25 protein-coding genes are annotated in these 20,963 nt (G+C 65.5%); 14 read left to right on the top strand and 11 right to left on the bottom strand.

Features of this window, described 5'->3' with window-relative positions:
- Positions 1-78: 78 nt before the first annotated feature.
- The 3 genes from Q9R30_RS11815 to Q9R30_RS11805 form a co-directional block, all read right to left on the bottom strand.
- Positions 79-1,275, bottom strand: a complete 1,197-nt coding sequence (locus tag Q9R30_RS11815) for an acyl-CoA desaturase (RefSeq protein ID WP_104999077.1) — start codon at positions 1,273-1,275, stop codon at positions 79-81.
- A gap of 13 nt (positions 1,276-1,288) precedes the next feature.
- The gene (locus tag Q9R30_RS11810; protein ID WP_104999078.1) at positions 1,289-2,386 is read right to left on the bottom strand and encodes a ferredoxin reductase; all 1,098 of its coding nucleotides are present in this window, start codon (positions 2,384-2,386) and stop codon (positions 1,289-1,291) included.
- A 234-nt stretch (positions 2,387-2,620) separates the two neighbouring features.
- Positions 2,621-3,655, bottom strand: coding sequence for an LLM class flavin-dependent oxidoreductase (locus Q9R30_RS11805; RefSeq protein WP_311217696.1), 1,035 nt, complete (start codon positions 3,653-3,655; stop codon positions 2,621-2,623).
- Positions 3,656-3,729: 74 nt separating this feature from the next.
- Here Q9R30_RS11805 and Q9R30_RS11800 point away from each other — a divergent pair, with 74 nt between their 5' ends.
- Together Q9R30_RS11800 and Q9R30_RS11795 are read left to right on the top strand one after the other, a co-directional pair.
- A complete protein-coding gene (locus Q9R30_RS11800) occupies positions 3,730-4,134 on the top strand; it encodes a DUF202 domain-containing protein (RefSeq protein WP_311217695.1) in 405 nt (134 codons plus the stop codon).
- 4 nt (positions 4,135-4,138) lie between these two features.
- A complete protein-coding gene (locus tag Q9R30_RS11795; protein WP_104999081.1) occupies positions 4,139-4,474 on the top strand; it encodes a DUF202 domain-containing protein in 336 nt (111 codons plus the stop codon).
- A gap of 16 nt (positions 4,475-4,490) precedes the next feature.
- Here Q9R30_RS11795 and Q9R30_RS11790 read toward each other — a convergent pair whose 3' ends face one another.
- A complete protein-coding gene (locus Q9R30_RS11790) occupies positions 4,491-4,889 on the bottom strand; it encodes a hypothetical protein (RefSeq protein WP_311217694.1) in 399 nt (132 codons plus the stop codon).
- A gap of 57 nt (positions 4,890-4,946) precedes the next feature.
- Here Q9R30_RS11790 and Q9R30_RS11785 point away from each other — a divergent pair, with 57 nt between their 5' ends.
- From Q9R30_RS11785 to Q9R30_RS11775, 3 genes are all read left to right on the top strand, one after another.
- Positions 4,947-5,183: a DUF2630 family protein gene (locus Q9R30_RS11785; RefSeq protein WP_311217693.1), complete on the top strand. Its 237-nt coding sequence runs from the start codon at positions 4,947-4,949 to the stop codon at positions 5,181-5,183.
- 55 nt (positions 5,184-5,238) lie between these two features.
- Positions 5,239-6,033 (top strand): carbon-nitrogen hydrolase family protein, encoded by a 795-nt coding sequence (locus Q9R30_RS11780; RefSeq protein WP_311217692.1) that lies wholly within the window; start codon positions 5,239-5,241, stop codon positions 6,031-6,033.
- 345 nt (positions 6,034-6,378) lie between these two features.
- Positions 6,379-7,731: an ammonium transporter gene (locus Q9R30_RS11775; RefSeq protein WP_311217691.1), complete on the top strand. Its 1,353-nt coding sequence runs from the start codon at positions 6,379-6,381 to the stop codon at positions 7,729-7,731.
- Here the strand turns inward: Q9R30_RS11775 and Q9R30_RS11770 are convergent, their stop codons facing one another.
- The gene (locus tag Q9R30_RS11770; protein ID WP_104999859.1) at positions 7,732-8,346 is read right to left on the bottom strand and encodes a PadR family transcriptional regulator; all 615 of its coding nucleotides are present in this window, start codon (positions 8,344-8,346) and stop codon (positions 7,732-7,734) included. It abuts the gene before it with no gap.
- A gap of 179 nt (positions 8,347-8,525) precedes the next feature.
- On the opposite strand from Q9R30_RS11770, the gene Q9R30_RS11765 reads away from it, so the two are divergent.
- Positions 8,526-10,703, top strand: coding sequence for a transglycosylase domain-containing protein (locus Q9R30_RS11765; RefSeq protein WP_311217690.1), 2,178 nt, complete (start codon positions 8,526-8,528; stop codon positions 10,701-10,703).
- A gap of 30 nt (positions 10,704-10,733) precedes the next feature.
- Here Q9R30_RS11765 and Q9R30_RS11760 read toward each other — a convergent pair whose 3' ends face one another.
- The 3 genes from Q9R30_RS11760 to Q9R30_RS11750 all read right to left on the bottom strand — a co-directional run bounded on the left by Q9R30_RS11760 (position 10,734) and on the right by Q9R30_RS11750 (position 12,336).
- Entirely contained in the window at positions 10,734-11,327 is a 594-nt protein-coding gene (locus Q9R30_RS11760; protein ID WP_311217726.1) for a DUF1992 domain-containing protein, read from the bottom strand.
- A 166-nt stretch (positions 11,328-11,493) separates the two neighbouring features.
- Positions 11,494-11,991, bottom strand: coding sequence for an SRPBCC domain-containing protein (locus Q9R30_RS11755; protein ID WP_104999086.1), 498 nt, complete (start codon positions 11,989-11,991; stop codon positions 11,494-11,496).
- A 12-nt stretch (positions 11,992-12,003) separates the two neighbouring features.
- Complete coding sequence (locus tag Q9R30_RS11750) at positions 12,004-12,336, bottom strand: metalloregulator ArsR/SmtB family transcription factor (protein WP_311217689.1); 333 nt, start codon at positions 12,334-12,336, stop codon at positions 12,004-12,006.
- A 101-nt stretch (positions 12,337-12,437) separates the two neighbouring features.
- Here Q9R30_RS11750 and Q9R30_RS11745 point away from each other — a divergent pair, with 101 nt between their 5' ends.
- Positions 12,438-13,166: a hypothetical protein gene (locus tag Q9R30_RS11745; protein ID WP_104999088.1), complete on the top strand. Its 729-nt coding sequence runs from the start codon at positions 12,438-12,440 to the stop codon at positions 13,164-13,166.
- A 27-nt stretch (positions 13,167-13,193) separates the two neighbouring features.
- On the opposite strand, the gene Q9R30_RS11740 is transcribed toward Q9R30_RS11745, so the two are convergent.
- On the bottom strand, positions 13,194-13,928 hold the full coding sequence (locus Q9R30_RS11740; RefSeq protein WP_104999089.1) for an ANTAR domain-containing protein: 735 nt from the start codon (positions 13,926-13,928) through the stop codon (positions 13,194-13,196).
- A gap of 165 nt (positions 13,929-14,093) precedes the next feature.
- Between Q9R30_RS11740 and Q9R30_RS11735 the strand changes: the two genes are divergently transcribed.
- The 7 genes from Q9R30_RS11735 (at position 14,094) to Q9R30_RS11705 (ending at position 19,565) form a co-directional block, all read left to right on the top strand.
- On the top strand, positions 14,094-14,813 hold the full coding sequence (locus Q9R30_RS11735) for a GAF and ANTAR domain-containing protein (protein ID WP_311217688.1): 720 nt from the start codon (positions 14,094-14,096) through the stop codon (positions 14,811-14,813).
- Positions 14,814-14,821: 8 nt separating this feature from the next.
- Positions 14,822-15,184 (top strand): hypothetical protein, encoded by a 363-nt coding sequence (locus Q9R30_RS11730; protein ID WP_311217687.1) that lies wholly within the window; start codon positions 14,822-14,824, stop codon positions 15,182-15,184.
- 172 nt (positions 15,185-15,356) lie between these two features.
- On the top strand, positions 15,357-16,082 hold the full coding sequence (locus Q9R30_RS11725; protein WP_104999091.1) for a GAF and ANTAR domain-containing protein: 726 nt from the start codon (positions 15,357-15,359) through the stop codon (positions 16,080-16,082).
- 125 nt (positions 16,083-16,207) lie between these two features.
- A complete protein-coding gene (locus Q9R30_RS11720; RefSeq protein ID WP_311217686.1) occupies positions 16,208-16,975 on the top strand; it encodes a GAF and ANTAR domain-containing protein in 768 nt (255 codons plus the stop codon).
- 311 nt (positions 16,976-17,286) lie between these two features.
- Complete coding sequence (locus Q9R30_RS11715; protein ID WP_157240975.1) at positions 17,287-17,484, top strand: hypothetical protein; 198 nt, start codon at positions 17,287-17,289, stop codon at positions 17,482-17,484.
- 206 nt (positions 17,485-17,690) lie between these two features.
- Positions 17,691-18,500 carry a type II CAAX prenyl endopeptidase Rce1 family protein gene (locus Q9R30_RS11710; RefSeq protein ID WP_311217725.1) on the top strand — a complete coding sequence of 270 codons (810 nt, stop codon included), beginning with the start codon at positions 17,691-17,693 and terminating at the stop codon, positions 18,498-18,500.
- Positions 18,501-18,527: 27 nt separating this feature from the next.
- The gene (locus tag Q9R30_RS11705; RefSeq protein WP_104999094.1) at positions 18,528-19,565 is read left to right on the top strand and encodes a nitronate monooxygenase; all 1,038 of its coding nucleotides are present in this window, start codon (positions 18,528-18,530) and stop codon (positions 19,563-19,565) included.
- A gap of 12 nt (positions 19,566-19,577) precedes the next feature.
- Here the strand turns inward: Q9R30_RS11705 and Q9R30_RS11700 are convergent, their stop codons facing one another.
- Complete coding sequence (locus Q9R30_RS11700; protein ID WP_104999095.1) at positions 19,578-19,757, bottom strand: hypothetical protein; 180 nt, start codon at positions 19,755-19,757, stop codon at positions 19,578-19,580.
- Between the two features lie 109 nt (positions 19,758-19,866).
- A complete protein-coding gene (locus Q9R30_RS11695; RefSeq protein ID WP_104999096.1) occupies positions 19,867-20,907 on the bottom strand; it encodes an NAD(P)-dependent alcohol dehydrogenase in 1,041 nt (346 codons plus the stop codon).
- Between the last annotated feature and the right edge of the window lie 56 nt (positions 20,908-20,963).

Genomic DNA, 20,963 nt, shown 5'->3' with positions numbered 1-20,963 from the left:
GGGAACACAAATGCACCCCCGGTTCCAGGATGATCCGGAACCGGGGGTGCATCGCAGTGCAATTGCAGACGTGGCGGGTCAGGCCTTCGCGGCCTTGCCGGGCAGGGCCAGCCTGAAGATCTTGCCCCAGGTGGAGCCAACCTGCTTCAGCAGCGGTCCGGTGGTGTAGTTCAAGCCGTAGCGCTGGCAGATTTCACGGACCTTGGGCGCCACCTCGGCGTACCTGTTGGAGGGCAGGTCCGGGAAGAGGTGGTGTTCGATCTGGTGCGAGAGGTTACCGGTCATGATGTGCATGAATTTGGACCCGGAGATGTTGGCTGAGCCGATCATCTGGCGGATGTACCAGTCGCCGCGGGTTTCGCCTTCGGCCATTTCCTCCGTGAAGGTGTCAGTGCCTTCGGGAAAGTGGCCGCAGAAGATGACCGCGTGGGCCCAGACGTTGCGGACGGCATTGGCTGTCAGGGTTCCGTAGAGCGCCTGCTTGCCGGAGCCGGTCAGCATGGCCACCGCGGGGGTTGCGGCGTAGTCCTTCGTGAACTGGGTGACAACCTTCTTGCCAAGGGCCTTGAGGTCCTTGAGCAGCGCTTCCTTGGACTTCTTGCCTTCCTGGTACTCGGTCAGCTCGAGGTCGTAGATGGCGATGCCCCACTCGAAAAGGGGAGCAAGGATCGCGTTGTAGAGCGGGTTGCCCAGGTTGAAGGGCTTCCACGGCTGGTTCTCGTCCATCCGCAGGAGGTTGTATCCGACGTCGTTGTCCTTGCCCACCACGTTGGTCCAGCGGTGGTGAAGGTCGTTGTGGGTGTGCTGCCAGGAGCGCGACGGCGTGACGAAGTCCCATTCCCAGGTGGTGGAGTGGATGTCAGGGTCCCGCATCCAGTCCCACTGGCCGTGCAGGACGTTGTGCCCGATCTCCATGTTTTCCAGGATCTTGGCCAGGCTCAGCAGCGTGGTGCCGGTGACCCACGCTGCCTTGTTCTTGCTGACCAGCAGCGCGGCGCGGCCGGAAATCTCCAGGCCGCGCTGGACCTTGATGACGCGGCGGATGTAGGCGGCGTCGGATGCCCCGCGCTTGGCCAGGATCTCGTCGCGGATGGCGTCCAGTTCGCGCCCGAGTTCCGCCACCTGTTCATCACTCAGGTGGGCGGCGGCCGGGGGCCGCACCGTGGGGCTGCCGGATTCGGCCAGCTTCCCGGGGCGCGTCCTGCTTCCCGCGGCAGGTTTCTCCTGGTGGGAGGCATCTCCGGCGGTGGTTTTGCTGGGTGTAACTACAGACATACCGTGGTGCTCCTCAGATTTCGAGGTTGACGGGTCCGGCGGCTGCCGAGACACACGTTTGGATCAATTGGCCGGGCTCGCCATGGATTTCCCCGGTGCGGAGGTCCCGGACCTGTCCGGCCAGGAGGGGTGTGAGGCAGCTGTGGCAAATACCCATGCGGCAACCGCTGGGCATCAGCACGCCGGCGTCCTCACCGACGTCCAGGATGGGAGTGTCGCCGTCGGCTTCCACTTCCCTGTCGGACGCTTCAAAGGTGACCAGGCCGCCGTCGTGCCCTACGCCGGCGTTGAACGTGGTGTTGAACCGTTCAATCATTAGGTTCCCGGGGTCACCTGCCACAGCAACGTCCGAGCCCGGAGCCGCGGTAGTCAGCGCGGCCCGCTTCCAGAGGGCTTCGGCGTCGTCCAGGAAGCTGTCCGGACCGCAGGCATACGCCGAGCGTTCCTTCCAGTCCGGGCAGATCTCGTCCAGCTGGTCGGTGTTGGTAAGGTCCATCCGGCCCTGTTCGCCGGTGTACCAGTGGGCCAGGCGGAAGTTGGGGAACTGGTCCGCGAGCTCGGCAAGTTCCTCGCGGAACAGGCTGTCACCGGGCGTGCGGGCCGAGTGGACCAGCACGACGTCGGCATCCGGACGCCGGGGAACAAGGGTACGGATCATGGACATCACCGGAGTGATGCCGCTCCCCGCGGTGACCATCAGCAGGGGCCGGGGGTGCTCGGGGAGCACGAAGTCGCCCTGCGGCGGTGCGAGGAACAGGACATCGCCCGGCTTCGTGGTGCGCACCAGGGTGCCGGACACCGCCCCGACGTCGGTGACGGTGATGGCAGGGTCCTTGCCAGCAGGGGCGCTAAGGGAGTAGGACCGCCAGTGGCGGACGCCGTCAAGTTCGACGCCGATGCGCGCCCATTGGCCTGCCAGGTGGGAGTGCCAGCCGCGGCCCGGCCGGAAGAAGATCGTGGCGGACTGCGCCGTCTCCTGGACCACACGGGTGACCACGCCGCGAAGCTGCCGCGCAGAATAGACGGGGTTGAACAGCGCGAGGATGTCCTCCGGCGCCAAGGGCGTGGTGAGGACGGAGGCCGCCTGGGCCAGCTGACGTAGCCGGATCATGGGATAAAGCCTAAAACGGCGCGGGCCATATTTCTCTCTCTTCGTTATATGACCGTTCCGCAGTCACGCTGTAATGAGGGCGCTAAGCCCCCCAAAGCCGCACTATAAGAGTAACGGCTGCGGTGTGCAGAAGGTTCCCCAGTCTTCAGTAAGTATGCTTATTTTACCGCTTTACGCGTGGGCCGGCTGATATTAACCGGGAAGGCGGCAAGGTTACGGCATGCACTTAGCGCGTCAGGGGCGGGCCGCCTTCCAGCCAAGTGCCGGTGCGACATAGCGGGCGATGTTGCCCAAAAGCTTGGCATTGAAGTCCACACCCAGCTGGTTGGGGACGGTAAGCAGGAGGGTGTCCGCGGCCTGCACGGCAGTGTCGGCCGCCAACTGCTCCGCCAGGACATTCGGGGCGCCTGCATAGCTTTTCCCGAACCTGGCAGTCAGTCCGTCAATGGTTCCCACCTGGTCCCGGCTGTCGCGCAGGGCGCTGCCGGCGAAGTACATGTTGTCCTCTGCGTCCACGATGGGGAGGACACTGCGGCTCACCGAAACCCGCGGCTGGTGGGCATGGCCGGCTGCGGTCCAGGCCTCCCTGAACAGCCGGATCTGCTCGGCCTGCAGTTCGTGGAAGGGAACACCGGTATCTTCAGTGAGCAGGGTGGAACTCATCAGGTTCATGCCCAGCTCCGCGGCCCAGACCGCAGTTTTCCTGGTGCCGGCTCCCCACCAGATCCGCTCCGCGAGCCCGGGTGACTGGGGCTGGACGGGCAGGAGTCCCCTGGTTCCGCCTGTATACCGAGGGTCCGCCTCCGCCACCCCCGCGCCGGTGATTGCCTTCCGGAAGAGGGCAGTGTGCCGGCGGGCCATGTCGGCGTCAGTCTCCCCCGCCTCGGGAACGTGCCCGAAAGCTGCCGCACCCTGGCGGGCGGGCTCGGGGGAACCGCGGCTGATGCCGAGCTGCAGCCTGCCGCCGCTGATCAGGTCTGTGGCCGCGGCCTCCTCTGCCATGTACAGCGGGGTCTCGTACCGCATGTCAATGACGCCGGTCCCGATCTCGATCCTGTTGGTGCGGGCGGCGATCGCGGAAAGCAGCGGGAACGGCGAGGCCTGCTGCCGGGCGAAGTGGTGCACGCGGAAGAACGCCCCGTCCAGTCCGAGCCCCTCCGCGGCCACCGAAAGGTCAATGGCCTGAAGGAGGGCGTCGCCGGCGGTCCTGGTGCGGGAGCCCTGCCCGGGACCCCAGTGGCCGAAGGAAAGAAATCCGATGCGCTCCATACCTGCCCCAACTGCACCGGCGCCCCGGGCATTCCCGCCGTCCAGTCAGGCCGGCCCATGGCTAAACTGGCACCGTGACCAACAGCGAGCAGCCCGCCAGCGCTTCCGTCCCACCCTCGCGCGGGAAAATCGCCGAGCGTTTGCTGCCGGGCGGAGAAGAACCGGACCCGCGGTTCACCCTCGCCAACGAACGCACCTTCCTTGCATGGATCCGCACGTCGCTCGCGCTGCTGGCCGGTGGGATCGCCATCGAGGCATTCACCGCCGGGCTCTTCCTGGAACCGGTCCGCAAGGGCCTGGCGGTGCTGCTGCTCCTGCTGGGACTGCTGCTGAGCGCGGGATCGGCCGTGCGGTGGCTCCGCGTGGAGCGCAGCATGCGGAACAAGGCGCCGCTGCCGCTGCCGCTCATTGTTCCGCTGCTGGCCGGGGCAGGCGCCCTGGCGGCCGCCGTCGTCCTCGTCTTCATCCTCTGGCGCTGACCTGGTGGCGGCGTCACGCACCGCCGGCGGCCACGGCGACCCCGGCCTGCAGCCGGAGCGAACCTCGCTCGCCTGGGGCCGGACCATGCTGGCCCTGGTGACGGTCAGCGCCATCTTCCTGCGCTGGCTCCCGCAGCACGGCCTTCCCATCCTGCTGCTGTTCGCCGTCTCCGCAGCCGCAGCGCTGGCCATCTACCTGACCCAACGGCGCCGGTACAGTGCCAGGTCCCGCGGACTTTCCCGGGAAAGGCTCGACGCCGACATCACCGCGGTGCTTTGGACGGCTTTCGCAGGGGTCGCCTTGGGCGGCCTGGGCATCGGCGTGGTCCTTGCCGGCTGAAGCCGTCGGCGGACACCTAGAACATCGGCAGGACAAAGCCGGCGAGCAGGGCCACAGCGCCGATGGCGGTGAGGCAGCGGCCCAGCACGGATGCAGTCCTCCCTGCTTCTTCCGGCGCCGAGGTCTGCCACTGGGTGGGGCGCTTGGGGTGATAGTAGATGGGGAGGGTATCGCCCACCGCCAGCTCCCTGATGTCATGGGGCGACATGGGCGCGTGGTGCACCTGGAATTTGCGGTCGAACCACCGGAAGCCCACCCCTGTGCTGTCGGAATACACCACGGCCTCGGCTACTGCCCAGGGATGAACGAAGCGGCGGAGGAACCCGGTATAGAAGAGCAGTCCGAGCCCTGCGGGCAGGCACAACCAGGTGAGCATCTCGAGGATTGGACCTGCCATATCAAGCACAGTGGGCATGATTCTGATGTTACAGGCGTACGCTGAGGGAAAACCGTTCCGGCCTAAGGGGTAGACATGAACGATGAAGATCTCCTGGCGCGCATCCGGTCCCTTGTGGAAGAGGAGCACTCCCTCCGCGAGGCATCCGGAGACGGCCAGGTGCCGGACAAGGCGCGGCTGAAGCAGGTGGAAGAAAGCCTGGACCAGTGCTGGGACCTGTTGCGACAGCGCAGGGCCAAAGCCGGTTCCGGCGAGAACCCCAATGACGCCGAAACCCGCCCGGTCAACGAAGTCGAAGGCTACAAGCAGTAGCTGCACGGCATCGTTGCACCGGAGCCGCACCGCGCCGTGAAGAGATTGGAGTTCCATGCGCCTTGCAGTCGCCCAGATCATCAGCAGCGCAGATCCCGCAGCCAACCTGGAGCTGATCCGGGACTACGCTGCACAGGCCAAGGCCGCCGGCGCGGAGCTGGTGGTGTTCCCCGAGGCCGCCATGCGCGCCTTTGGCCATTCCCTCCGCGACATCGCCGAACCGCTGGACGGTCCGTGGGCCGGGGAAGTCCGGTCCATCTCCAGGGAACTGGGCATTGCGATCGTGGCCGGGATGTTCACGCCCGGAAAGGACGGCCGGGTCCGCAACACCCTCCTGGTCACAGGCCCCGGCCTGGACACCTCATACGACAAGGTCCACCTCTTTGACGCCTTCGGTTTCGCCGAATCCAAGACAGTGGACGCGGGCCTGGCTCCGGTGACCTTTGAACTTAATGGCACGGTGTTCGGACTTGCCACCTGCTACGACGTCCGCTTCCCCGCCCTTTTCACCGCCAACGCCCGCCGGGGTGCACAGGTCAACATCGTGTGCGCGTCGTGGGGCGCGGGAGAGGGCAAGGCCGAGCAGTGGGACCTCCTGGTGCGGGCACGCGCTTTGGACAGCACCACCTTCGTGGTTGCCTGCGGCCAGGGCGATCCCGAAACCATCGGCGTCGGCCCTGCAGGCACAGCCCCCACGGGCATCGGCCACAGTGCCGTAATCACTCCCTTTGGCACCGCCGTGGCAACCTTGGGCGGAAAGCCGGAACTCGCCGTCGTCGATATCGACCCGTCCCTGGTGGACGACGTGCGCGCCAAACTTCCGGTTTTGGCCAACGCCCGGCAGTTCTAGGCCGGGCATTTCAACGCGCCGGAGCGGTGAGCTCCCGTTCACCGCGCCGTAATCTCCCCATGTCCAGCGTGCGACGACGCTTCTCACCTTCTGTATCCCGCCCGCCCCTGTACTGCGGGGTCTACGGAGCGAAGACCGGCAACCCCGCGCCCTTGCGGATGGCAGCTGTTTACACAGCCGAAACATAACGGACACGGGGACTTCACACACCGGCCGTTTCTGTAACGCGGACGCAACTTTGAGGCGCATTTCCCGAAACACAAAACCCGAAAGATGGACAGCGGGGGAAATGCGAGGGCCTGGAAGAGCGCCCCGCTTCGAGGCGCAACGCGAAGGGACCCGCAGGTGGAGATTTCTGCCCAACATGTCTGGCTGATGATTTCAGCCGCGATGGTACTGCTGATGACGCCCGGGCTTGGCCTTTTCTATGGCGGCATGACGCGGGCCAAGGCCGCACTGAACATGATCATGATGAGCTTCATCTCCGCCGGGATCGTAGGGGTTGTCTGGGTCCTGTGGGGCTACTCCATGACAACGGGCGACGGCGTGCTGGGCCTCTTCGGCAACCCGTTTGCCAACTTCGGCCTGCAGAACCTGATGGGCTCCGCCGACCTGATCAAGGCCGGATACAGCGCCACCTTCGCCATCATCACCGTTGCCCTGATCAGTGGAGCCATCGCGGACCGCGCCAGGTTCGGGGCCTGGGCCCTGTTCGTACCCGTCTGGATCACGGTTGTGTACTGCCCGCTCGCCTACATGGTGTGGGGCGGCGGGCTGATGAGCGCCGGCGGCGCAGTCACCGCCGTGTTCGGCCAGGTCATCGACTTCGCGGGCGGCGCCGTGGTGGAGATCAGCTCCGGAACGGCCGCCCTGGTCCTGGCCCTGATCGTGGGACAGCGCCACGGGTTCGCGAAAGACCCCAACCACCGGCCGCACAATGTCCCCTTCATCATGCTCGGCGCTGCCATCCTGTGGTTTGGCTGGTTCGGCTTCAACGGCGGGGCCGCAACATCTGCGGAACAGGCCGGCCTGATCTGGGTGAACACGCTGGTGACTCCGGCCGCCGCCATGCTCAGCTGGCTGGTGACGGAGAAGATCCGCCACGGCCACCCCACCTCCCTCGGCGCGGCGTCCGGCGTGGTGGCCGGGCTTGTGGCCATCACCCCGTCCTGCGCCAACATCAGCCCGCTGGCTGCAGTGGGCCTGGGCCTGGTGGCGGGAGCTGCCTGCGCGGTCTTCGTGGACCTCAAGTACCGGTTCGGCCTGGATGACTCCCTGGACGTGGTGGGCGTCCACCTCGGCGCCGGGCTCATCGGCACCCTCGCGCTGGGCTTCATCGCCCTCCCGGCAGACGGCCTGGGCGGCGGGCTCTTCTACGGCGGCGGTGTCCAGCAGCTCATCGCGCAGACCGCGGCCGTAGTGATCACCCTGCTGCTTTCCGGCGTCGGAACCCTTGTCATTGGCCGTGCCATCAACAAGGCCATCGGCTTCCGGGTCAGCCACGAGGCGGAGGCTGCCGGTGTAGACCTGGCCGAACATGCCGAGAGTGCCTATGCGTTCGGGGAAATCGGAGCGGGCTTCAACCCGCTGCCGCATGCCGCATCCCCCTCCCCTGCCGCAGTGTCCGCCCCTGACAGGTCCGCCAACGCGGTGTCCGGGGCGACTGCACAGCACAGCAAGGAAGACTCTTTCGCCTGATCAGTCGGCCAGGATCTTGTACAGCGCCCGGCGGGCCTCATCCATCTTTTCGATGGCGGCGGCGCGCTGTTCCTCGGTGACCCCGCTGCGGAACTGGTGAATGGCGCCCATCAGTTTCCCGATGCTCTGGTGGAAGTCGCGGTCCGGGCTGTCCTGCCCGGCGTTCCAGGCGTTTTCCATCTCCTCTGCATGCTCCGCAACGTAGGCCCGGCCCGCGTCCGTAAGGGTGAACTCCGTCCCGCGGCCCTCACTGAGCGCTGAGATCAGGTCCTCGTCAACGAGTTGTTGAAGGGTTGGATAAATGGACCCGGGGCTGGGCCGCCACGTTCCTCCTGTTTTTTCGGCGATCGCCTTGATCAATCCGTAACCATTGGAGGGCGCTTCCGCCAGGAGCGAGAGGATGGCGGCACGGACGTCACCCCTGCTGGCCCTTCGTGGACCACGCCCCAGCCCCGGGCCGAAGCCAGGCCCAAAGCCCGGTCCGAACCCGGGTCCAAAGCCAGGGCCAAACCCGCCGCCCCGGTGCCCATGCGGACCCCTCAGGCCCCGGGCGCGCTCAAACCGACCCCTGCCGAATCCAGGCCCTGGAAATTTTCCTTCAGGAATGCCTTTCATGGTGGCATCTCCCTTCACTTTTGTAGTATTCGCTTCGCTTTTCAGCGATAGTTAACGATATGTCGCTAGTTATCGGCCAGTCAATGGTTTCGGCGTGACCAAATCCTGATCTTCCAGGTGTGGATCGCACCCTCCCACCGGCGTAGTCTTTTGGCACCCCTAGGCTTGAGGGCTGAAGAATGGCGAAGAAGAGGAAGCGCAGCCGCGGTTTCAGCCTTGCCTTGGGACGGTTCCTCGGATTCCTGGCAGCGAGTGCCCTGTGCGGCGTCCTGGCCGCCAGCCTGGTCGTTCCGGCCGTGGCGGCCGCCGGCTTCGGTGTCAGCAACTCCATTGGCTTCTTCGACAGCCTGCCGGAGGAACTGACCGTCCAGCCGCCGTCGCAATCCACCAAGGTCCTCACGTCCGACGGCCAGCCGATCGCCACCTTCTACGCGGAGAACCGCGTCAGGATCCCCCTGGACCAGATGTCGCCCTATATCAGGGATGCCATCGTGGCAATTGAGGACAGCAGGTTCTACGAGCACGCCGGCATTGATCCCCAAGGGATCGTGCGGGCCCTGATATCGAACCTGACCAAGGGCAGCCAGCAGGGCGCCTCCACCATCACGCAGCAATATGTCACCAACGTGATAAATGAGGCCCGCCTTTCGCAGGACAGGCCGGATGAAGTGATCCTGAGCGGGCAAAAAGACGTCGGCGACAAGCTGCGCGAGATGAAACTGGCCATTGCGCTGGAGAAGAAGTTCACCAAGGAGCAGATCCTCGAGGGATACCTGAACATCGTGTTCTTCAACAGCGACGCCTACGGCATCGAGGCAGCCTCACGCTACTTCTTCAGCACCACCGCCAAGGACCTCAACCTTCCGCAGGCAGCCCTGCTGGCCGGACTCGTCAACAGCCCGACGTTCTACAACCCGGCGGTCAACCCTGACAAGTCGATTGTCCGCCGGAACCAGGTGCTCTCGGAGATGCTCCGCCAAGGCATGATCACCCAGGCCCAGCACGACGAAGCCGTGGCTACGCCCATTGAACTCAAAATCAGTCCGGAGCGGCAAGGTTGCGCCAACGCCTCGATGGCGCCCTACTTCTGCGACTACATCTCGCATCTCATCCTGAACAACCCTGCCTACGGGGCGAGCCTGATAGAGCGGCAGAGGAAGCTGTACCGCGGGGGCCTCACCATCGTCACTACCCTGGACAGCAGGCTGCAGGCGGCCGCCCAGGCGCAGGTGGACGGTACGGCCGGGCCCAACCCGGACCGGTGGGGAGCGGCGCTGGTGACGGTGCAGCCCGGGACCGGCAAGATCCTGGCCATGGCCCAGAACACCGTGTTCCTTCCCGAACCGGGGAAGTTCGACACCCAACTGAACTTCAACGTGGATGCCAAGGATCCGCAGGGGAACGACCTGAACGGAGCCGGCGGTTTCCAGCCCGGGTCCACCATGAAGCCGTTCACCTTTGCCGAGTGGCTCAACGAGGGCAAATCGCTGACAGCGGAAGTGGACGCGTCCCGGCGCGTGTATCCGCTGGGATTCCCATGGAAGTCCAGTTGCGGAAAGGTGCTGGGCGCCTACAGCACCGCCCAGAATAACCCGGAGCTGGGCGCCGCTGATGACTTGCAGAACGCCGAGGAGGGCTTCTACCGGAAGATGCCCATCAATTATGGGCTCTACAACTCGATCAACACGGCCACGTTTGCCACAGCCGCACAGCTTGATTTCTGCGGCATCCAGAAGATGGTGGACGCTGTGGGCCTCCACAGCGGGCTCGACGGGACCCCGATCAACATGCACCAGCTGGGCAACCTCTTGGGGGCGATCGGAGTTGCTCCCCTTCACCTGGCTAATGCCTTTGCCACTTTTGCCAACGACGGCCGCTACTGCACACCCATTGCGCTGGTAGACGTCAAGGATGCCACCGGCGGCACCCTGCCGGCCCAGCCGGTCGAGTGCCGGAACGCAGTGAAGCCGGATGTGGCCCGCGGGGTCAACAGTGTGCTGCAGGACGTGCTGATCAAGGGCTCAGGCGTCTGGATCAACCCCAAAACCCATAACAAATTCCCGGTGGCGGCCAAGACCGGCACCTCGAACACCAACGGTTCCACGTGGATCGTCGGCTACACCACCGGCCTCGCCACCGCATCGTTCTTCGGCGACGCACTCGAGGGACAGAAGCGGCCCGGGCAGAACGTCACCATCAACGGCACCTTCTACCCCCGCCTTGACGGTTACATGATCGCCGGACCGCAGTGGGCCAATTACATGCTTAAGGTAGTGCCGCTCTATCCCGCCGGGCCGTTCCCGCCTCCTCCACCATCGATGATCGGCCCGAGTCCCTCACCCAGCGCCCGCCCATAGGCGGAAACCACCCGTCGTGGAAGCAACCCGCTAGCCGGTCCCCTTCCACAGCCGCTGCCACCACGAGTGCCGCGGTTCCGGTTCCGGCGGCGCCTCTGCAGGACGGGCGGCACGGCGTTCGCGCCACCGCACCACCTCTTCGTCCACCAGACGGGTCTTGGTGACCACCGGCGGACCACCCTGAAGCTGGCGCCTGGCATCGATGACCCGCCGATTGAAGTCCTGCAGGATGTCCCGCACCTGCTGCTCCGTGTACTGGGCATCGAGCCTGGCATCAAGCTCCGCGTCCTCGGTACGGAGCAGGATCGCGGCGGGGCCAAGCCCGCTGAGGTTCTCCCGCTGGATGAGCCCTTTGACCCACCAGTCGGGGTCGTACCGCTCCCCCAGCCCCGGAATCGGTTTGCCAGCGTATTTGAGGTTGTCGAATTTGCCCTGCGCCATGGCATCGCGGACCAGGTATTCTGCCCGGGCTGCGTCACTTACCTTCTTGCGCTTCTCGCGTTCCTGCGCATCGAGGGCGTCGAGCGCGGCTTCCTCCTCGGCGCTGATGCCGGCTCCGCGGTAGGACCGGACCTCAGCGGCGCGCTCCAGGCGCCTCCGGATATCCTTCGCACCGCCGCCCACCGCCGCCACCGCCTCACTTAGGAATGATGCTTCCTTCCAGTATTCAGAAGCTCGCGGCCCCGTTCAACGCCTGCCCGGCGCAGCCAGCCCGCGGACAAAGGAAAGCGTACGACGGCGGGACGTCCCGTCGTCGTACGCTTTCCCTGGTGCCGTGAGGCTGAGCGGGTCAGGCGTTGGCGTGCTCGGCCAGGATCGCGTCGATCTGGCCTAAAGCCTCCTTCATGCCCTCTTCCATGCCCATCTTGACCATCTCTTCCATCTGCTCTTCGGAATCGAAGGTGGACATGATGGTCATGCGGGTGCGGCCGCCGATGTCCTCCAGGCCAACAGCGGCGTGGGCACTGCCCATGGCGTCCAAGGGCGCTCCGGTTTCGTCAGCGAAGCCGTCATCGAATTCGAGCTTGCGCGGCGGCTCGATGGTCCTGAATTTCCACCAGCCTCGGGGCTTCTCACCTTCGGGGGTGGTCATGTAATAGTCGGCCTTCCCGCCGGGCTGGAAGTCGAACCGGTCAAACGTGGCCGGATAGTTGGGCGGACCCCACCAGCGCTCCAGCTGGCGCGGGTCTTCCCAGACCTGCCAGACGCGCTCGACGCCGGCGTCGAACTCCGCTACGAGGGTGAGGCTGAGGGCCTCGAGATTCTTGGTGGAACTGATAACAGGCATTGCGCAACCTTCCTATCCTTCAGCCAGGATGTCTGCGATCCGGTCGACGCGCTGCCGCCAGATCGCCTCATACTCGTCGAGCAGCCGCCGGGCTTTTTGCAGGCCTTCATGGTTACCCCGCACAATCTGCTCCCTTCCGCGCTTTTCCTTGGTCACCAGGGATGCGCGCTCCAACACCGCAACGTGCTTCTGGACTGCGGCGAAGCTCATGGCGTACAGGCCAGCGAGGCCGGATACCGAATACTCCCCCACCGTCACCCGGCGCACAATATCGCGCCGGGTGCTGTCGGCGAGCGCCTGGAACAGGCGGTCAAGTTCGGTTTCGCTGGACTGATATACAACCATTTGGTTGTACGATAGTCCCGCGCGGCCCCGGTGTCAATGGGCGCCGATAGCCTTTCCACCCTTCCGCCGCAAAGGCCCCGCTTCCCGGTAGCTTGAAGCCCATGAGCATCTTTCTGGCGGGCGCCGGTCCGGACCCTGCAGCCTTCCCTGAACTGTTCGACCGCTTCGTCCGCGACGTCCAGGAACACAGCGGCGGGGAACGTCCCGTCCGGATTGCCGTGGCGGTGCACCACCGCGGCGGGAACCCTGAGGAAGCCCTGCGGGAGTACGCGGAACCGCTCCTGGCCCGCGCACCGATTGCGCTGGTGCCGGTCCTGCTCACTTCGGATTGTCCGGCGGATCCGGCCGTGTTTCACGGCGTCCACGGCGTGGTGGTGGGCGGCGGGCTGACGCCGGCGTACTGGGACGGGCTCAGCACCTCTGCGGCCGCCATCTCACGGGTGATTGGTGCCGGTACGCCGTACCTCGGCTTTTCCGCAGGGGCCATGGTGGCGCCCCGGAGGGCACTGATAGGGGGTCACGTCATTCGCGGCATAGAAGTCTGTGGCGGGGAATGCTCAGAGGGCCTGGCGGACGTCGAGATCCGGGGCGGACTGGGCCTGGCCCCGTTCGCCGTGGATGTGCATGCGGCCCAGGCGGGCACGCTCAGCCGGGCTGTGGGTGCCGTGGCCGGGGGCCTGGTGGACAGGGCTGTAGCCATCGATGAGAACACAGCCCTGGTCCTGGCTGCACCGGGGGATGACGGCTTTGAGGTGCTCGGCAGCGGCAACTGCTGGGACATCCGCAGGTCCGGGACGGGCTGCAGCGTATCCGTCCTGCGTGCGGCCTGAGGATCCGGACGGCAGGGCAGCCCTTCCTTATGCGTCGAAGTGCGTCTGGACGCTGTCACCGGTCAGTTGTTCGATCAGTTCCGCTGCGACGTCCCGCAACTTCCTGTTGCGGTTGCTGGAAACCTTGGTGAGGATGTCCATCGCTTCTGCCTGGGAGCACCTGTTCTGGGCCATGATGACTCCGCATGCCAGATTGATGGCGGTCCTGCTTTGCATGGCCGCCTCCAGGTTGTCCGCGCGGCTTTGCGCAGTATCGAGGCGGACCGACAGATGGAGCGTGTTGTGCGCGGCTGCAGCGAAGCCCAGGGCCTTTTCGTAAACATTGGCGGTGAACATGCCCGGCTTCGACGCAAAGAAATTCAAGGCAACGCTGGCCTCGTTGCTGATCTCCAGCGGCACCCCCAGGGAACTGCGGACGTTTGCTTCTGCCAACTGTCGGGTCAGCTCCGGCCACCGGGGATCCGTGGCAACATCGTCCACGATCACCGGGGACATCTCCCGCAGCGCTTTGATGCACGGACCGTCCCCCACGGACTGTTCAACCTGGTCCAGTTCGACTGCGCGCTGGCTGCTGCCGGCGACAGTAGTGGGCTTTCGCCGCAGTTTCAGGGTGACTGCACATTCAATGTGGTCGCCCGCAACGTCGGAAACAGATGCTGCAGCAAGCCCGGCGAGTCCGGTCAGGAACTCAACAACGTTGTCTGCGCCCACCAGAATGCTCTGAAGCTCTTCGATCTGTTCTCTATCCGGTGAACTCGACATGGGCCCATCTTACTGTCCCGCCTGCTGATGGGCTGCGGGTACGCCGCCCCCATCGCGGGAACCCCGCGCTGTGCGGACCACAGCCGACGTTTGGGCGGGCCCGGCCGCGGGAAATTCCCGATGCGGGAAGGGAAGACCTCCGGGGCTTGGCCCTATGCTGAGACTATGGCGCAGCAACTTCCCCTTGACGAGCTCAGCACTCTCGTTGCTCGGATTCAGGGGCTGCTGCTGACGGAGGAAAAGGCCACCACGGCTGTCCGGCTCCTGGCGCAGGCCGCCAAGGAGTCGGTTGCCGGCACCATTGGGGCCGGCGTCTCGCTCATGGACGCCCGCGGGCGCCGCACCAGCAGCGGGTACACCGACGGGATTGTGAGCAAGGCCGATGCCATCCAATACGAGTGCGGCGAAGGACCCTGCCTGACCGCGTGGGCGGCAGAGGAACCCATGCTGGTCAGTGACCTGGCGCGTGAGCAGCGGTGGCCTGAGTGGCGGAAGGCCGTCAGGGGCCTGCCCATAACGTCAGTGGTCAGCGCACCCCTGATTGCCGGCCGCGAATCCCTTGGCGCACTTAAGTTGTACGCCGCCGCTCCCGGCGTCTATGACGAATCCAGCGCGGCCCTGCTCCAGCTCTTCGCGGCCCCGGCGGCCACCTTGCTCGCCCACATCCAGGCCAGCGAAGCCCCGCACCGAATGACCGAGGGCCTGCAGGCATCCCTCTACACCCGGGACCTGGTGAACCGTGCCTGCGGAGCGCTGATGGAGCGGTTGGGCCTAACCCATGAAGCCGCCCTGCAGCAGCTGATGAAATTTGCCCGCAACGAGAACACAGCATTGCAGCACGTCAGCGAACGCGTCCTCGCCGGGACGCTGCCTCCCGGGGCCTAGGACCTGCAATGGGCTTTGATCCCAACGAACCGGAACAGCGGCGCCGGCTCCGGGCAGCCATGAAGGCAGCGGATATCCCGGCATCAGAACTGTGGCTGAAATACTTCAGCCTGTCGGGAGACGCAGGGGAATATGAGGTGGAAGCCTATCTTCAAGGGCTCCTCTCCCTGCCCCCGGTCCAGCGCGACCTGCTGGCGCTGGCGGCAAACGAGCTGATTGACGATCTCCCGCGGCCGCGCGCACCCTACTCTGACGACTTCGACAGCGGCCCCGATTCCAGCGGCCCCCATTCCGGTGTTCCCGATTCCGTAGGCGAGGGGCAACCCGGCAGCGAAGACAGCACCAGCCGGCAGCCGGACCGGGACGAGTAGCTCCACTGGGCGGCCGCATATCAATAGCCCCTGCAGGGGCGTAATGTCGGTAGTAGGAGATTTTCGGGACAGAAACCATCCGGAGGTTGAATACTCGGGCCAGCCAGCGTAGAGAGCAGCGGCCGCCAGCCAGAGGCCAGGCTTCTGGTGCACCCAGGGAGATCGAGGCCTGATGGCCAAGGAAAGCACACTCACTACGTCGGACCAGATGCAGGACCTGCTGCTCGAAAGTCCAGGTTTCCCTGAATTCCTCCTGGGACTGGCCACCCTTTCCGCATCCATGGCGGGTGCCGACGGCCCGGTCACATGCACCATCACCGTTGAGCGCGACGGCGGATTGTCAACGGTCGCCAGCAGCAGCGAAGAGGGCCGGCGGCTGGATGAAACCCAGTATTCGTTCGGCGAGGGCCCCTGCCTCTCCGCGGCCCGGCACCAGCGCCTGGTGTGGGTTCCGGACCTCTTGGGCGACGAGCGCTGGAGTGGCTACGCAGAGGCGGCACTCCAGGAGGGCGTCCGCTCCGTCCTCGCTGTCCCCATCCCCACAGGAAGGTCATCCCGGGCGAGCTTGAACTGCTATGCAGGGACGGCCAGTGCATTCGATGAGGAAACAGTGGTCCTCCTGGAGCAGCATGCAGCGTCCATGTCCAGGGTCCTCCGGATAGCAATGCGCCTGCACGGGGTGGAGGTCCACCCCGAGCACCTCAGGGCGGCGCTCAAATCGAGGGCAATCGTCGATGCTGCCGTGTCCCTGATAATGCTTCAGCACAGGGGCGGGCGGGACGGTGCCCTGGAACTCCTCCGCATGGCTGCGAAGTCCAGCAACCGCAAGATTCACGAAATCGCCCACGACATCGTGCAGGGAGCAGATCTCCCAACGAGGCACGGCGACGGAGGGTAAGGGATGAACCCCCTTGGGGCCGGGGGACCCGAAAAACCGGACCGGGCAGCCGAAGAGCGCAGAGGGGCCGCGCAAGTGGGCTTGATTGCCACGGCGATGACGGAACTGACAGATGGTGATGCTTCATGACAACCCACGCGAACGGGGCGGGCGGTACTCCCGTCACGCCGAATTCTGCGGAAATAGACATAACGCTGCAGGAACTGGTCCTGGACAGCCAGGACATCGCCGGCTTTCTCACCGACCTTGCCGTGGTTGCCGCTGACCGGCTGTCCATGCCAGGCAGCAAGGTCCACGCCGGAGTCACTGTAATCCGCCACAAAAGACCCAAAGCGGTGGCCAGCAGTGACGCCGAAGCGCGTGCCTTGGACGAACTGCAGAACGGTTTCGGTGACGGCCCCTGCCTTACGGCCCTGCGCACAAAAAGTCCGCTGCTGGTCCAAGACCTGGCGGGCGAGCACCGCTGGGCCCCGTACGTGAAAGTGGCCCGGGCAGAGGGAGTCGGCTCCATCCTGGCCGTGCCGCTGGATTTGGCCGGTGATGCCGACGCCGTCCTGAATCTCTACTCAGGCCGCAGCGACGGCTTTTCAGCTGAAGACATCTCCACGGTGGAGTCCTTTGCCCGCCAGGCAGCGGGATCGCTGAGGCTGGTCCTTCGCATCACACAACTCAGCGAGGCGAAAGCCGACCTCTCCACCGCCCTGCAGTCGCGCACCATCATCGACATGGCCGTCGGAGCCGTCATGGCCGAGAACCGGTGCAGCCGGGAAACGGCGTTCGAAATCCTCACCAAGGCCTCCAGCACGCGCAACATCAAGCTCCGCGAAGTGGCGGCGGCGGTCATCGCCTCCATCTCCGGCGAGAAGGAAATCAAGACCTACTTCGACGCCTAACACCCCGGCGCGGGCATCGGCCTGCGCCGGCGGACGTGATGAGATTCACTGGCAACAATGTTGAGGGCAATGCTGCCGGCTGGGCACTATGGAAGATGTCGGCCGGGCCTGCACCCAAAGAAGACCGCAGCCCGCCGGCGGCCGGTGTGCTTGGTCACATCGGCCCGGATTCGGTTGCCAACCCTTTCGGCAGCCGCCACTATTGAAGTACGGGAATGCGCTTTCCCACCTGCAGTCCGTCCTCATAGACGAGGACACGGCCCGGGCAATGAAGCTCCAGGCCGCCAACCGCAAGAAATGGAAGTTGAATAATGACGTTCGATGCCAATGACTCCGTGACCCTCAAAATCTGGGACCGGTCCACGCTCCACCACACCCTTGACTCCGCGGTCAGCGACCTTTCCGCGCGGCACAACACCACCACCTGCCGCGTCGCCGTCACCTGCAGCGGCCCCAACACCTTCACCCTGAGCCTGCGCGGCGAGGGCAAGGCGCTGGCCTCCGCCTAGGCGGCCACACCAAGACGCAAGCGGACGACGCCGGGACCTCCCGCCGTCGTCCGCTTGCGTTAACCGCCCGCCCGGCGAGGGGTTGACGCTGGCCTTTCCCTGCTCTGGTGGGCGGCAAGTAGACTGTGTGGCATCCAGGCCGGAGCGCCGCCCGAGCAACAAAGGTAACCATGAGGCAGCAACCACAAGCGCAAGCCGACACCGCCATGGCGGGCACTGGACAGCCGGCCGCGGCATCACTTTCCTTGCTCCCGGCGGCCCTTGTGTCGGCGTCGGGCTTCCTGCTCTTCGCGTGGCAGGACCGCCTTTCGGGTTTCCTGCTTTTGGCCGCCGCGCTGGCGGTGGCCGGCTTCATCAGCCGCCGCCTGCTGGTTGACCTTGCCCTGATCGGAGTTGGACTGACGGCCATGAGCCTGGTCCCCATCACCACGGATATCAGCACCGAGCACATGGTGGTGATGGGAACGGCCATGGTCCTGGCCGTCGGCATTCCCTACACTGTCTCGCGGTTCGTCACCAAGGACCACGCCATCCGGTTCCCGATCAGGACCGGAACGCCGTGGACGCGCGCCGAAAAATGGTACCTGCCTGCTGTCCTGGTGATCGGCTATGCCCTGATGCCCGTGTACATGATCCGCACCGGCGTCTACAACAACTGGCCGGCAGTGAGCGACCCTGACGGCATCGTCCGTCTCTTCCTGGGGACGAACGTGCTGGGCATCTGGGACGAGCTCTTCTTCATCTGCACCGCGTTCACCCTGCTGCGCCGGCACCTCCCGGACTGGCAGGCAAACCTGCTGCAGGCCGTTCTGTTCACGTCCTTCCTGTGGGAGCTGGGCTTCCACTCCTGGGCGCCCTTCTTCATCTTCCCGTTTGCCCTGCTGCAGGCCCGGCTGTTCACGGTCACCAAGTCGCTGTCCTACATTGTGAGCGTCCACCTGCTATTCGACTTTGTCCTGTTCCTGGTGCTGATCCACGCGCACAACCGCGAGTGGATCAGCATTTTCCTGTACTGACCCCCAGCCAGAAAGCGGCCTGACATCTTGGATTCTCCCGCCACCAACAAGCCCCTATTCAATATCTCCTCCCTGCCGGCGCCCGTGGTCCAGGCGCCGATGGCCGGCGGTCCGTCAACGCCGGAACTGGCGGCTGCGGTAAGCACGGCAGGAGGACTGGGCTTCCTTGCAGCGGGCTACAAGACCGCCTCAGCCGTGAAGGCGGAGATCGAGGCCACCCGTCGGCTGACCGATAGCCCCTTCGGCGTCAACGTGTTCGTCCCGCAGCCCTCGATGATCAGCCCCCAGGCACTGGACCAGTACGCCCGTTCCCTGGCGCCGGAGGCGGAACGCCTGGGCGCCGCCCTGGGCGATCCGCGCCACGACGACGACGAATGGGACGCCAAGTTGGACGTCCTGCTGAAGGAGGCGCCCGCCGTCGCCTCCTTCACTTTCGATCTTCCGGACCCAGCCGTGGTGGCCGCCCTGCGTCAGCGGGGCGTCTACGTCATCAGCACAGTAACCTCGCGGCCTGAAGCACTCCGGGCAGTGGACGCAGGCGTTGACGCGCTCTGCGTCCAGGGACCCGAGGCCGGCGGACACCGCGGCACCTTCGACCCCGCGCGGCGGCCGGAAAATGAGTCCCTGCACGGACTGCTTGAGGAGTTGGCGGATCTCCGGGTCCCACTGATAGCAGCCGGCGGAATCACCACCGCTGCCGACACACAGGCCGCCCTCGCCCGCGGAGCTGTGGCGGTCCAGGCCGGAACAGCCTTCCTGCGTGCGGACGAGGCGGGAACGAAGGCACCGCACCGGATGGCCCTGGCCTCCGGCCGCTTCACCGCCACCTCGGTCACCCGGTCCTTCTCGGGACGGAACGCACGCGGGCTGCACAACGAATTCATGCGCCGGCATGACGGTGACGCCCCTTACGGATACCCGGAGATCCACCACCTCACCGCTCCCCTGCGCGCGGCAGCATCGGCTGCCGGGGATCCGGAATACATGAGCCTGTGGGCCGGAACGGGTTTTAAGCACACGGTCGATGGCCCGGCGGCGAAAATCCTCGCAGCCCTGCGGCCCTGACCGGAGCGGGGCCTATTCCTCGCCCGTGTCCTGCGCTTCCAGGTACCTGTCCATGGCTTCGCACGCCTTCTTCCAGCGCGCGTTCAGGGCGTGCCTGCTCAACGGTTCGGACATGCCGTTGAGCACTTTATCGATGGCATCGGATGCGGCGTCCCGGGCCCGGTCCTGCGCCGCCGGGGTGTAGTAGTTCATGCCGGTTATTCGTTGCGTCCCTGGCACGGGATTGCCGGAGAAGGCGCCCGCACGCACGACGGCGGCCGGCCCCTTTCCGGGACCGGCCGCCGTCGAACGCGTTGCGTTGTTAGAGGGTGGCGGTGTCGATCACGAAGCGGTAGCGGACGTCCGAGGCGAGGACGCGCTCGTAGGCCTCATTGATCTTCTCCGCGGGGATGACCTCGATCTCCGCGCCGAGGCCGTGCTCGGCGCAGAAGTCCAGCATCTCCTGCGTTTCGCGGATGCCGCCGATCATGGAACCGGCGAAGGAGCGGCGGCCCGTGATGAGCGCGAATGCGTTGACCGGGAGCGGTTCGGCGGGGGCGCCGACGTTCACCAGCGCACCGTCGAGGGTCAGCAGCTGCAGGTAGGAGCTGATGTCGATTGAGGCGCTGACGGTGTTGATGATCAGGTCGAAGCTGCCGGCCAGGTCGGCGAAGGTGTTTTCATCGCTGGTGGCGTAGTAGTGGTCGGCGCCCAGTTTCAGGCCGTCCTCCTGCTTCTTGAGCGACTGGGACAGCACGGTCACCTCGGCGCCCATCGCGTGGGCAAGCTTGACGGCCATATGGCCGAGCCCGCCGAGCCCGACGACGGCGACCTTCTTGCCGGGTCCCGCACCCCAGTGGCGCAGCGGCGAGTAGGTGGTGATGCCGGCACAGAGGAGCGGCGCGGCGGCGTCGAGTTCGATGCCCTCGGGAATCCGGACCACGAAGTCTTCGGTCACCACAACGTGGGTGGAGTAGCCGCCCTGGGTGATGGTGCCGTCGCGGTCCACGGCCCCATAGGTGCCGACGTTGCCCTTGAGGCAGTACTGCTCCTCGCCCTTCAGGCAGTTGGCGCACTCCTTGCAGGAGTTGACCATGCAGCCAACGCCGACGCGGTCGCCCACGGCGTGCCGGGTGACGGCGGGCCCTACCTGGGTGACGACGCCCGCGATCTCATGGCCGGGAACCAGCGGGTACTGCTGCGGGCCCCAGTCGCCGCGGACCGTGTGGATGTCCGAATGGCAGATGCCAGCGAACTTGATCTCAATCAGGACGTCGTTGGGGCCGACTTCGCGGCGTTCGATGGTGGTGGGAATGAGGTCCTCAGTCGAGGACGGGGATGCGTAAGCCTTGACGGTGGTCATGGGTCTCCTGAGGTCTGTTTTGGGGGATTATTGAAATGGTACAGGCGGGCAATGCC

Source organism: Arthrobacter sp. AB6, assembly GCF_031844545.1.
In the GTDB taxonomy this organism is placed as follows: Bacteria; Actinomycetota; Actinomycetes; order Actinomycetales; family Micrococcaceae; genus Arthrobacter.
Note: the sequence above shows the minus strand (reverse complement) of the source record. Positions and strands in the feature narration are given on the sequence as shown.

Bases quoted from the DNA above. Each gene is read 5' to 3' on its own strand.
- Q9R30_RS11710 (WP_311217725.1), top strand. From the start codon at position 17,691: ATGGCGGGCACTGGACAGCCGGCCGCGGCATCACTTTCCTTGCTCCCG.
- Q9R30_RS11810 (WP_104999078.1), bottom strand. From the start codon at position 2,386: ATGATCCGGCTACGTCAGCTGGCCCAGGCGGCCTCCGTCCTCACCACG.
- Q9R30_RS11785 (WP_311217693.1), top strand. From the start codon at position 4,947: ATGAACGATGAAGATCTCCTGGCGCGCATCCGGTCCCTTGTGGAAGAG.
- Q9R30_RS11715 (WP_157240975.1), top strand. From the start codon at position 17,287: ATGACGTTCGATGCCAATGACTCCGTGACCCTCAAAATCTGGGACCGG.
- Q9R30_RS11770 (WP_104999859.1), bottom strand. From the start codon at position 8,346: ATGAAAGGCATTCCTGAAGGAAAATTTCCAGGGCCTGGATTCGGCAGG.
- Q9R30_RS11725 (WP_104999091.1), top strand. From the start codon at position 15,357: ATGGCCAAGGAAAGCACACTCACTACGTCGGACCAGATGCAGGACCTG.
- Q9R30_RS11700 (WP_104999095.1), bottom strand. From the start codon at position 19,757: ATGAACTACTACACCCCGGCGGCGCAGGACCGGGCCCGGGACGCCGCA.
- Q9R30_RS11730 (WP_311217687.1), top strand. From the start codon at position 14,822: ATGGGCTTTGATCCCAACGAACCGGAACAGCGGCGCCGGCTCCGGGCA.
- Q9R30_RS11745 (WP_104999088.1), top strand. From the start codon at position 12,438: ATGAGCATCTTTCTGGCGGGCGCCGGTCCGGACCCTGCAGCCTTCCCT.
- Q9R30_RS11695 (WP_104999096.1), bottom strand. From the start codon at position 20,907: ATGACCACCGTCAAGGCTTACGCATCCCCGTCCTCGACTGAGGACCTC.
- Q9R30_RS11780 (WP_311217692.1), top strand. From the start codon at position 5,239: ATGCGCCTTGCAGTCGCCCAGATCATCAGCAGCGCAGATCCCGCAGCC.
- Q9R30_RS11765 (WP_311217690.1), top strand. From the start codon at position 8,526: ATGGCGAAGAAGAGGAAGCGCAGCCGCGGTTTCAGCCTTGCCTTGGGA.
- Q9R30_RS11755 (WP_104999086.1), bottom strand. From the start codon at position 11,991: ATGCCTGTTATCAGTTCCACCAAGAATCTCGAGGCCCTCAGCCTCACC.
- Q9R30_RS11740 (WP_104999089.1), bottom strand. From the start codon at position 13,928: ATGTCGAGTTCACCGGATAGAGAACAGATCGAAGAGCTTCAGAGCATT.
- Q9R30_RS11750 (WP_311217689.1), bottom strand. From the start codon at position 12,336: ATGGTTGTATATCAGTCCAGCGAAACCGAACTTGACCGCCTGTTCCAG.
- Q9R30_RS11805 (WP_311217696.1), bottom strand. From the start codon at position 3,655: ATGGAGCGCATCGGATTTCTTTCCTTCGGCCACTGGGGTCCCGGGCAG.
- Q9R30_RS11720 (WP_311217686.1), top strand. From the start codon at position 16,208: ATGACAACCCACGCGAACGGGGCGGGCGGTACTCCCGTCACGCCGAAT.
- Q9R30_RS11735 (WP_311217688.1), top strand. From the start codon at position 14,094: ATGGCGCAGCAACTTCCCCTTGACGAGCTCAGCACTCTCGTTGCTCGG.
- Q9R30_RS11815 (WP_104999077.1), bottom strand. From the start codon at position 1,275: ATGTCTGTAGTTACACCCAGCAAAACCACCGCCGGAGATGCCTCCCAC.
- Q9R30_RS11790 (WP_311217694.1), bottom strand. From the start codon at position 4,889: ATGCCCACTGTGCTTGATATGGCAGGTCCAATCCTCGAGATGCTCACC.